The sequence below is a fragment of the Hydrogenophaga sp. genome, from assembly GCF_018780075.1.
Taxonomy (GTDB): domain Bacteria; phylum Pseudomonadota; class Gammaproteobacteria; order Burkholderiales; family Burkholderiaceae_C; genus Hydrogenophaga.
Window position 1 is genome coordinate 1 of sequence record NZ_JADMKB010000035.1, and the last position, 10,507, is coordinate 10,507.

Annotated in this window: 7 protein-coding genes; 3 read left to right on the forward strand and 4 right to left on the reverse strand. The window is 71.0% G+C overall.

Features of this window, described 5'->3' with window-relative positions; genetic code table 11:
• On the forward strand, positions 1–1,914 hold a 1,914-nt coding region (locus IV088_RS08110), incomplete at its 5' end, for a 4-oxalomesaconate tautomerase (RefSeq protein ID WP_291100264.1).
• A 576-nt stretch (positions 1,915–2,490) separates the two neighbouring features.
• Here the strand turns inward: IV088_RS08110 and IV088_RS08115 are convergent.
• The 4 genes from IV088_RS08115 to IV088_RS08130 form a co-directional block, all read right to left on the reverse strand.
• Positions 2,491–3,687, reverse strand: a complete 1,197-nt coding sequence (locus IV088_RS08115) for a phosphoglycerate kinase (protein WP_291100266.1) — start codon at positions 3,685–3,687, stop codon at positions 2,491–2,493.
• Positions 3,688–3,883: 196 nt separating this feature from the next.
• Positions 3,884–5,608, reverse strand: a complete 1,725-nt coding sequence (locus IV088_RS08120) for a phosphoethanolamine transferase (RefSeq protein WP_291100268.1) — start codon at positions 5,606–5,608, stop codon at positions 3,884–3,886.
• A 66-nt stretch (positions 5,609–5,674) separates the two neighbouring features.
• The gene (locus IV088_RS08125; protein WP_291100270.1) at positions 5,675–7,072 is read right to left on the reverse strand and encodes a HAMP domain-containing sensor histidine kinase; all 1,398 of its coding nucleotides are present in this window, start codon (positions 7,070–7,072) and stop codon (positions 5,675–5,677) included.
• Positions 7,069–7,788 (reverse strand): response regulator transcription factor, encoded by a 720-nt coding sequence (locus tag IV088_RS08130; protein ID WP_291100273.1) that lies wholly within the window; start codon positions 7,786–7,788, stop codon positions 7,069–7,071. The genes IV088_RS08125 and IV088_RS08130 overlap by 4 nt, the downstream gene beginning before the upstream one ends.
• 93 nt (positions 7,789–7,881) lie before the next feature.
• Between IV088_RS08130 and IV088_RS08135 the strand changes: the two genes are divergently transcribed.
• Positions 7,882–8,844 (forward strand): phosphatase PAP2 family protein, encoded by a 963-nt coding sequence (locus IV088_RS08135; protein ID WP_291100275.1) that lies wholly within the window; start codon positions 7,882–7,884, stop codon positions 8,842–8,844.
• Between the two features lie 1,126 nt (positions 8,845–9,970).
• Positions 9,971–10,456, forward strand: a complete 486-nt coding sequence (locus tag IV088_RS08140; protein WP_291100278.1) for a glutathione peroxidase — start codon at positions 9,971–9,973, stop codon at positions 10,454–10,456.
• Positions 10,457–10,507: the final 51 nt, after the last annotated feature.

The following is a 10,507-nucleotide window of genomic DNA, read 5'->3' on the forward strand; positions in this document are numbered from 1 at the left end:
GCCTCCGACCCGCTGCAGCTCGACGGCCTGGGCGGCGGCAGCACGCTCAACAGCAAGGTCGCCATCGTCTCGCGCTCCACCGTGCCGGGCTGCGACCTCGACTACCTGTTCGCCCAGGTCGGCGTCGGCCACCGCTCGGTGGACACGCGGCCCAACTGCGGCAACATGCTCTCGGGCGTGGCGCCGTTCGCCATCGAGCAGGGGCTGATCACCGCGCAGGACGGCAGCACCACGGTGCGCATCCACAACGTGAACACCGGCTCGCAGATCGAGGTCACCGTGTGCACGCCCGGCGGCAAGGTCAGCTACGAGGGCGACGCGCGCATCGACGGCGTGGCCGGCACGGCGGCGCCCATCCTGCTGAACTTCCTCGACGCCTGGGGCGCCGTGACGGGCCAGGTGTTCCCCACCGGCCAGCGCATCGACCTCATCGACGGGCTGGAGGTGACCTGCATCGACGCGGCCATGCCGCTGATGATGCTGCGCGCCGCCGACCTGGGCCTCAGCGGCCGCGAACGCCCGGCCGAGCTGGACGCCAACACCGCCCTGCTCGCGCGCATCGAGGCGCTGCGGCTGGAGGCCGGCCGGCGCATGGGCCTGGGCGACGTGTCGGGCAGCGTGATCCCCAAGCCGGTGCTGGTGAGCGCGGGCGACACGCCCGAGAGCATCACCTCGCGCTACTTCACGCCGCACAAATGCCACGCCTCGCATGCCGTCACCGGCGCCATCGGCGTGGCCACCGCCTTCGCCCTGCCCGGCACCGTGGCCAGCGGCATCGCGCGCCCCGCGGGGCGCCACGCGCTGGTGGTGCTGCACCCAGCCGGGCAGATCGACGTGGCGGTGGACCTGGAAGGCGCGGGTGACGCGGTGGAGATCAAGAGCGCCGCGCTGGTGCGCACCGCGCGCAAGATCATGCAGGGCATGTTGCACCTGCCGGGCTACGTGTTCCCGCCCGTGGCACCGGCCGAGGCCAGCACGACCGCGCTGCAGCCCACCGCGGTGCGCAGCTTCCCGCAGCGCGAGCTGCACGTCATCGTGCCCACCAGCGCGGGCGGCGGCAACGACACCATGGCGCGCACGCTGACCCGGAAACTCGGCCCTCTGCTGGGCCAGCCGCTGGTGGTGGACAACCGCGCGGGCGCCAACGGCAGCATCGCCAGCGAGTACGTGGCCGCGGCCGACGCGGACGGCCACACCCTGCTGTTCGGCTACATCGCCACGCACGGCATCAACCCGGCGCTGCAGAAGCTGCGCTACGACCCGGTGACGGACTTCTCGCCCATCGGCCTGATCGGTTATTCACCCACGCTGCTGGTGGTGCCGGCGGCGCTGCCGGTGAACAGCGTGGCGGAGCTGGTGCGCCTGCTGCGCGACGCGCCCGCGCCGCTGGCCTACGCCTCGGCCGGCGAGGGCACGGTGCCGCATTTCGCGGCCGAGCTGTTCCAGCTGCAGACCGGCACGCGGCTCAAGCGCGTGGACTTCGCGGGCGCGGCGCCGGCGATTGCCGACGTGGCCAACGGCCTGGTGCAGCTGATGTTCCCGAGCCTGTTCACCGCGCAGCCGTATTTGCGCAGCGGGCGCCTGAAGGCCTTGGCGGTGGCCGGCAATGAGCGCCTGCCGGCCTGGCCCGAGGTGCCGACGCTGATGGAGGCGGGTGTGCCCGGTGTGTCGCTCACGCAGTGGTACGCGCTGTTCGCGCCGGCCAGGACGCCGCACGCGGTGACGCGCCAGCTGAACACCGCCCTCAACACGGTGCTGAAAGACCCGGACGTGGTGGCGCGCATGCAGGCCGATGGCGCACAGGTGCAGGCCTCGACCCCGGGTGAGCTGCACGACCTGCTGCTGGCCGAGGGGGAGCGGTGGCAGTCTGTCGTGCGTCAGACCGGGTTGCGGCTGGACATGGCGGTGGATTAGGCCCCCCTGCGCCGCCTGCGGCGTCACCCCCCAGGGGGCGATGCGGTGCGGCCCGGCGAAGCCGGTTCCGCCGCATCCTGGGTGGGGCACTTCTCGCCGGGGGGCTCATCTTTTGTTGCGCTGGCCTTCGGCGCTCGTGGCGGGTGGGCAGGGGCAGGTGGTCCGGGTGCTCGTTCTCCGTCCCACCTCTCGGGCGTCTGCCCGGGGCGCGCTGCCGTTGCTTCGTCAACAACGCTGTGGTCATCAACCGCATGGGCAACCGCGAATGGGGACTGCGCCCGCTCACCCAAACCACCGGCCCCCGAAGTGATGTGCGAGCGAACCAGCAAGCACGCCCAACCGTCTTTCAGGCTGATGGCGGTCCCCCCGGGCGCAGGCCCCATTCGCCGTTGCCACGGAGCTGGTGCGCCGGCCCGGTGTTGACGCCATGGCGGTTGCGCCCAGGTCCGCCCGACGGCGAGCGTGGGCCGGAGAACGGGGGTGCCGCCATCGGCCTGCGCGAGGTGCAGACGCTCCCCTTCTGGCACGCGAGGGGCAGGAGCCCCCTTCAGGGGCGCGAGGTGTGGGCGCTGTGAATCAGCCGTTGGCTCGACGAGCCAGCACCTCGAACGCCGGCAAGGTTTTGCCTTCCAGCACTTCGAGGAAGGCGCCACCGCCGGTGGAGATGTAGCCCACGTCTTTTTCGATGCCGTACTTGGCGATCGCGGCCAGGGTGTCGCCGCCGCCCGCGATGCTGAACGCGCTCGATTCGGCGATCGCCTGCGCAATCACCTTGGTGCCGTTCTCGAACGCCGCGAACTCGAACACGCCCACCGGGCCGTTCCAGACGATGGTGCCGGCCTTCTTCAGCTGCTCGGCCAGCAGCTGTGCGGTCTGCGGGCCGATGTCCAGGATCAGGTCGTCGTCGGCCACGTCGGTGGCGGCTTTGACGGTGGCTTCGGCGTCCGGGCTGAAGGTCTTGGCACACACCACGTCGGTCGGGATCGGCACGGCCGCGCCGCGCGCTTTCATGGCCTCGATCACGGCCTTGGCTTCACCGACCAGGTCGGGCTCGGCCAGGCTCTTGCCGATCTTCAGGCCCGCCGCGAGCATGAAGGTGTTGGCGATGCCGCCGCCGACGATCAGGCCGTCCACGTTCTTGGCCAGCGCCTGCAGGATGGTCAGCTTGGTGCTGACCTTGCTGCCGGCGACGATGGCGATGAGGGGTCGCTTCGGATTGGCCAGGGCCTTGCCGATGGCGTCCATCTCGGCCGCCAGCAGCGGGCCGGCCGAGGCGATGGGCGCGGTCTCGGCGATGCCGTAGGTCGTGCCTTCGGCGCGGTGCGCGGTGCCGAAGGCGTCGTGCACGAAGATGTCGCAGAGCTTGCCGAGCTTGGCGGCCAGTTCGGGCTTGTTCTTCTTCTCGCCCACGTTCAGGCGGCAGTTCTCCAGCATGACCACCTCGCCGGGGGCGACCGAGAAGTCGCCGTCGACCCAGTTGGCCACGACGCGGATGCTGCGGCCCATGAGCTGGCCCATGCGCGCGGCCACGGGGGCGAGCGAGTCTTCGGGTTTGAACTCGCCTTCGGTGGGGCGGCCCAGGTGCGAAGTCACCATGACGGCGGCACCGGCGTCCAGCGCCATCTGGATGGCCGGGATGCTGGCGCGGATGCGTGTGTCTTCGGTGATGTTGCCGGCGTCGTCCTGCGGCACATTGAGGTCGGCGCGGATGAAGACGCGCTGGCCCTGGGCCTTGCCCTGGGCGCAGAGATCGGAGAAGCGGATGAATTGCATGATGAGGCCTCAGCCGGTCAGCGGAACCGCCGGCGCGTTGGATGCGGTGCCACATTGGCACCGGGGCAAATTGTAGGCACTGCGCCGCCCCCACCGGGGCAAGGCCGCCTCACGGCACGGTCATCGCGCCCGGGCAGCGGCAGGCGGGCCGACGCATGGGGTGCGGCTGGACGAACACCTCCCCTGCAGGTGACGCTCAGTCTGCCGGCTTCGCCATGACCAGGGTTTGCGCGCTGCACGGCGCCAGCAGGTCCAGCGCGCCCTGACGCACCTGGGTCGACACGTCCATCACACCGAGCACGGTGTGGAAGAGGTGGTCGTGCGAGACCGGCTGCCCCGAGCGGGCGCGCAGGCAGTCGGTGCTCACGCCGGTGCGCTGCTGCAGGCCGGGCGACAGCCAGGTCACCATGGGCACATGGATCTGCTCTTTCGGCGCGAACGCGTAGGGCACACCGTGCAGGTACAGGCCGTTTTCCCCCAGCGACTCGCCGTGGTCCGACACGTAGATCAGGCCGGTGTCGTAGGCTCCGCTGGTGGACTGGGTCTGCAGCCAGGTCAGGGTGCGGTCCAGGAAGTGGTCGGTGTAGGCGATGGTGTTGTCGTAGGCGTTGACCAGCTGGTCCGGCGGACAGGCCGCCAGCGTCTTGCTGACGCACTCGGGCAGGAAGGGTTTGTGCTGCGCGGGCGCGCGCTTGTGGTACGTCGGCCCGTGGCTGCCGATCTGGTGCATCACCAGCACCACGCCGCGCGCGCGGCGCTGCGGGTCGAGGGCGGCGATGCGCTGGTCCAGCCGCCACAGCATGACCTCGTCGAAGCACTCGCCGGCCTCGCACAGCTTGGGTTCGGGCGGGTCGTTGGCGGGGGCGTTCGGCACGCGGTCGCAGACGCCCTTGCACCCCGACTGGTTGTCCAGCCAGAGCACCGCCAGCCCGGCGCGCTGCAGCACGTCCAGCAGGGACTCGCGGGTGGCCGGCGCGTCGCCACCTTCCTTGCGGGTCAAGGGGGAGAACATGCAGGGCAGGGACACCTCGGTGGAGGTGCCGCAGGGACTGACGTCGCTGTAGTTCACCAGGTCGCCCTGTGCCTGCCAGCGCGCCAGGGCGGGCGTGGTGGGTCGCGCGTAACCGTTCAGCCCCCAGTTCTTCGCGCGCGCGGTTTCGCCGACCACGAGCACCAGCAAGGGCGGACGGGCCTGGGCCGTGTAGCTCGCGCCGAGCCGGGCGTCTTCGCCCACCGGCTGCAGCACGCGCCCCATCGCCGTCGCCTCGCGGGTGGCGAGCCGGCCGGCGGCGTACACGCTGTTGAGCGGGTTGACCATGTAGCGCAGGTCCTTGTTGTTGCGCATGAGCGAGGCCAGGCCCTGGTAGCCGATGAACGCAGAGGACACCACCAGGCCCAGCGCCACCACCAGGCCCAGGGCGTTTCTTCCGGCCTGCGGCACCCAGCCGCGGGTCACCAGCGGCCGGCGCCACAGCCACCACAGCACCGGCCCGCCCAGCAGCAGCAGGGTGAACAGCAGGGACCACGACAGCAGCTCGCCGACCTCGCGGGCGTTGGTGTTGACCACGTTGGTCAACATCGTGGCGTCGATCACCACCCCGTACTGCCACATGAAGTAGCTGTTGAACACCGCGGCCAGCACCAGCGCCGTCGCCACGGGCCGCAGCACGCGCGGCCAGGACAGCAGCGACAGCAGCGCCGCGATCACGCCCGTGATCAGCACGCAGAAGGTCGCCATCAGCTCCACGCGGTGCGCCAGCGGGTCACCCAGCGACAGGACGCGGTGCCACAGGGGCAGGTTGCCGGGCCCGGCGAGCCAGAGGGCCAGCCCCCAGACGGTGGTGCGCATCGAGCGCGGGTCGGCGGCAGGGACAGGGCGCTCGGCGGAACCGGCCGCGGCGTCGGAGATCGACATGTTCATCAGGCGAAAGGATGGCGCCAAGACACCCTGGCCGCCGGAGCTTGAGCGGGGCACCTTAGTTCCGCCTTAAGTCGAGGTGGGCAGGGGTTCGGCCCCGGTCACGGGTCGCGACCAGCGCAGCGTGAAGCGGGTGGTCATCGGCGCTTCACCGCCGTCCCGCTCCAGCCGGGCGCCCATCTGCTCGGCAAGGCGCTCGACCAGCCGCAGGCCCAGCCCCAACCCGGAGCTGGCCTGGGCGGGCGATCCCGGCGCGTCGGCCCGCTGGCCATCGTCGCAGACCGACACCCCCAGCCCTTCAGGGCTTTCCCACACCACCACCGCCACCTGGGTGCCCGACGGGGTGTGGCGCAGCGCGTTCTCGATCAGGTTGCGCAAGGCCAGCTCCAGCAGCATGGGCTGCACCTGGACCCGCACCGGGGTGTCGGGCTCGACGAGGGAGAGGTCGTGCTGGTGCTCGTGGGCCAGCTGGGCATGGGAAGAGATCAGGCGCACCGCCACCTCGCCCAGCGCGGTCCACTGGGGTGCTTCCGCGGCGTGGGCACCGGCGCTGTCGCTGGCGCGCTGGGCGCGGGCCAGGTCGAGCAGCTGGGTCAGGATGCGGCCGGCGCGCAAGGCCTCCTGCTCCAGCCGCTGCAGGCGCTCCGCCGAGGGCTCGGCCTGAGCCGCGCGCGCCTGCAGCGTGATCACGGCCAGCGGCGTGCGCAGTTCGTGGGCCACGTCGGACGCGAACTGCCGCTCGCGCTGGGCCTGGCTCTGCAGCGTGTCCACCATGGTGTTGATGGCCGACACGGTGCTGGAGAACTCGCTGAACCGGTGCTGTGTGTCCAGCCGCTGGCCCGCAAACCCGTCGAGCGCCGCCACCTCGTCGGACAGCTGGTCCAGCGGGCGCAGGCCGTGCCGGATCGTCCACCACAGCACCAGCGCCACCAGTGGCAGCAGCAGGATCGCCGGCTCGGCGATGTGTTCGGCGATGTCCGTGGCGAGACCGTAGCGCTGCTTCATGTCGATCAGCGCGGCCACGCGGCGCTCGTGGCCGAGGTGAGAGAAGGTCTCGACGTAGGCGCGCCAGTCGTGCGCGGTGCCCTGCGCGTCCCGGAACACCAGGGACACCAGGCCCTTGGCGGGGATCGCCTTCAGGTCCAGGCCGCCGGCCAGCCGGTGGCTGTCGGTCACGAGGCGGCCGTCCTCCCACACGATCACGGCCGCGTCCTGCGCGTACTCGTGGGTGTGGTCCTTGACCACGGGCAGGTTGTTCAGCCCGGTGCCGAGGGTGAACGGCGCCGCCGTCAGCCAGAGCTGGGCCACGGCGATCAGGTGACCGTCGGTGAACTTGCGGGTTTCCCGCAGGCTGGTGCTCCAGGCCACGGCCACCAGCACCAGCCAGACCACCAGCTGCGCGCCCAGGGTCCAGATCAGCAGGTGGCGCCAGAGGGTGCGCCGGGTCTCGGTGGCCGGCGCCTTCACGCGCGCCCCGGGTCGCCCGGCCCCGTGTCCTGCGGGACGAAATAGCCCACCCCGCGCACGGTCTTGATCAGCGACTCCCCGAGCTTGCGGCGCAGGTGGTGCACGTGCACCTCGATCGCGTTGCTCTCCAGCGCGTCACCGAAGCCGTACAGCGCCGACTCCAGGCGCGACTTGGACAGCACCTGCGGGCGGGCCTGCAGCAGCGTCAGCAGCAGCGCAAATTCCTTGGCCCCCAGGGCCACCGGCAGGCCCGCGCGCTCGACGGTGTGGGTCGCCGGATCGAGCACCAGGTCGCCGTGTTCGATCACGGGCTTGCTGCGCCCGCTGGCGCGCCGCAGCATGGCGCGCAGCCGGGCCAGCAGTTCGTTGGGGTCGAAGGGTTTGACGATGTAGTCGTCGGCGCCGCTGTCCAGGCCACTGATGCGGTCGCTCACGCCATCGCGGGCGGTCATGATCAGCACCGGCATGTCCCGGCGGGGCAGCAGGTCGGGCTGGGACGCCCGGTCGGCGTGTCCGCGCAAACGGGCCAGCAGGTCCAGCCCGTCGCCGTCGGGCAGCCCGAGGTCCAGCAGCATCACGTCGAAGGGCTCGACCAGCAGCGCGGTCCAGGCGGAGTGGACGCTGGCGCACACGTCCACCGCGTAGCCGGCCTGGCGCAGCGACTGGCTCAGGCCGCTGGAAATACCGGGATCGTCTTCCACCACAAGTGCACGCATGTCGGGGTCGGGCGCAGAGCGCGTAGGTCAATGCCCGGATTATCTCGTCCCCCCTTAAGGTTCTCTTAAAGTCGCCCTTCGAACATGCGCGCAATGCCCGCCCCATTGCGCCCCGCCGCCCCGCACACACCCGCGCCCCACCGCCTGCCCTGGGTCTGGCTGGGTGGGCTCCTGCTGCTCACCCTGGTGTGGGACGCCCTGGGCCTGGACCTGCCGCTGATGCGGCACATCGGCACCCCGCAGGGGTTTGCGCTGCGCAGCGACACGCTGCTCGAAGGGGTGATGCACGACGGCCTCCGCCAGTCGGCGCTGGGGCTCTACCTCGCCCTGTGGGGCTGGGCGCTGGTGCCCGACGCGCGGCTGCCGGCGCGCTGGCGGGACCGGCACCCGCCCCGGCGCGAGCGCCTCGCGGTCGTGCTGCTGGTCGCCGCGGCGCTGGCCGCCGTGAACCTGGTGAAACAACACAGCCTCACCAGCTGCCCCTGGGACCTGACGCTCTTCGGGGGCCCAGCCCGGTACGTGTCGCACTGGTCGTTCGGAGCGGCCGATGGCGGCAGCGGCCGGTGTTTCCCGGGCGGCCACGCGTCCAGCGCGTTTGCCCTGCTGCCCCTGTGCCTGCCCTGGCTGGCCCCACCGGTGGGCAGCCGCGGGCGCGACACGGCGACGGGTCAGCGCTGGCTGGGCGGCATCCTGTTCGTGGGCGTGGTGGCCGGCACCACCCAGACGGTGCGGGGCGCTCATTTCCCCAGCCACACGCTCTGGACGCTGGTGCTCTGCGGCGGCGTCGCGCTGACGGGCTGGCGGCTGGCCCAGCCCTGGCTGCGCGCCGTGGCCGCCCGGACACAGGCCCCCGCCCGCCGCTTCGCGGCGACGGGCTCAGAAACCGATGTTGGTTTTTGCGAAACCGTCCAGGACCACCAGGCGGTGCTGCCCCAGCACCCTGTAGAACTCGGCCTCACCCACGGAGCGCGACAGGTAGGCGTCGCAGCCCGCCAGGCCCGCCTTGATGCGGTCCATGCTGCCGGCGGTGGGCGCGAACATCATCACGACCGGTGACAGTCCGTTGGGCAGCTTGCGCTGCTTGGCGCTGCGGCAGACCGAGTACGCGTCGGGATCGCCCTTGAGGCGGTCGATCGCCACCAGGCGGTACGGGTGGGCCTTGAGCAAGGTCAGCGCCTGGGCGGCCTCGCGCGACCAGTCGATGGTGAGCCCGTAGCGCTTGAAGCGCTTGTGCAGGATGCGCCCCTCGACCAGGCTTTCCGCCACCAGCAGCACGTCGCCCCGCGGGGCTTCCGCGACTGGGTGCTTGGGCGCCTGGGCGGTGCCGGGCGACCGGGAGGACGGTGACCGGGAGGACGGCGCTCGGGAAGCCGGTGCACGCGACGGCGCCGCCGCCCGGGCGGGCGTGGGCATCACATCCAGCGCACCGAAGTCGGTGAAGCCGACCACCCCCGGGCGCTGGTGCCGTGGCATCTCGGTCTCGCGCCGCGGCAACGCCGGGGCGGGCGGGCGGGCGGGCGCGGCGGTGGCCCTCGTCATGGGCCGCGTCGCCGGGAACTCGGATTGGGGCGAGCGGGCGCGTTTGCGGGGCGCCGGCGCCAACGGCACCTGCGCGTTCATGGCGGGCTCGGTGATAGCAAAAGCCCGGTCGGCCCCGCGCTGGGGCGCCACCGGGGGCGTGTGAACGGGGGCCGGGCGCCGCACGCCCATCAGCGCGTCCAGCGCGGCCAGCACGCCCACGAGCTTCACCGGCTTGCGCTGCAGCGGCCAGCCGGTGCCGCCGTCGTTCTGCCCGATCAGCATCACCTTGCCCGGGAGCTCGGCGTACCGGACAAGGTGAAGCGCCTGGGCGTTGTCGGCGTTGACGATCAGCACCTGAGCGTCCATGACCTCGTCCTGCGGGATGTAGGCGGGAGGACGGCGCGACGCCAACCGGAAGAACGACTCGAACGTCGCCGACTCCTTCTCCGAAAAACCGACCAGTGCCACCATGTAAACGCCTGCCATTCACCCTCCGAGTGCATACAAAGGAACTCATTCCTGACCGATTGAGTATGCCCGTTCTGACGAAAATGGCCGCTGTCCCGGGGGCACGCGGAGCGCGGCACCGTGACGCAGTTCCCCTTTTGTGGCCGCAGGGACCAGCGATCTGCGATAGTGATTCCCCGACCCAGGAGCCCCCATGCCCAGCATCTACGACTTCACCGCCCAGTCCATCGAAGGCAGCCCCGTCGCCCTGGAGCGGTTCCGGGGCCACCCGTTGCTGATCGTCAACACCGCGAGCGCCTGCGGCTTCACGCCACAGTTCGGCGGTCTGGAGCAACTGCACCAGACCTACGGCGCGCGCGGGCTGGTGGTGCTGGGTTTCCCGTGCAACCAGTTTGGCAACCAGGACCCGGGCAGCAACGATGAGATCGCCACGTTCTGCCAGCGCAATTTCGGCGTGAGCTTTCCGATGATGAGCAAGATCGACGTCAACGGTGCCGACGCCCACCCGCTCTACCAGTGGCTCGCGGCCGAAGCACCGGGCCTGCTCGGCAGCAAGGCCATCAAGTGGAACTTCACCAAGTTCCTGGTCGGCAAGGACGGCACCGTGCTGAAGCGCTACGCCCCCCAGGACGCGCCCGAGAAGCTGGCCAAGGACATCGAGGCGGCGCTGAAGGGCTAGTTGTGAAGCGTCAAGAGGTTGTTTCTTGACGAGCTGAGTCTGGAGATGGGT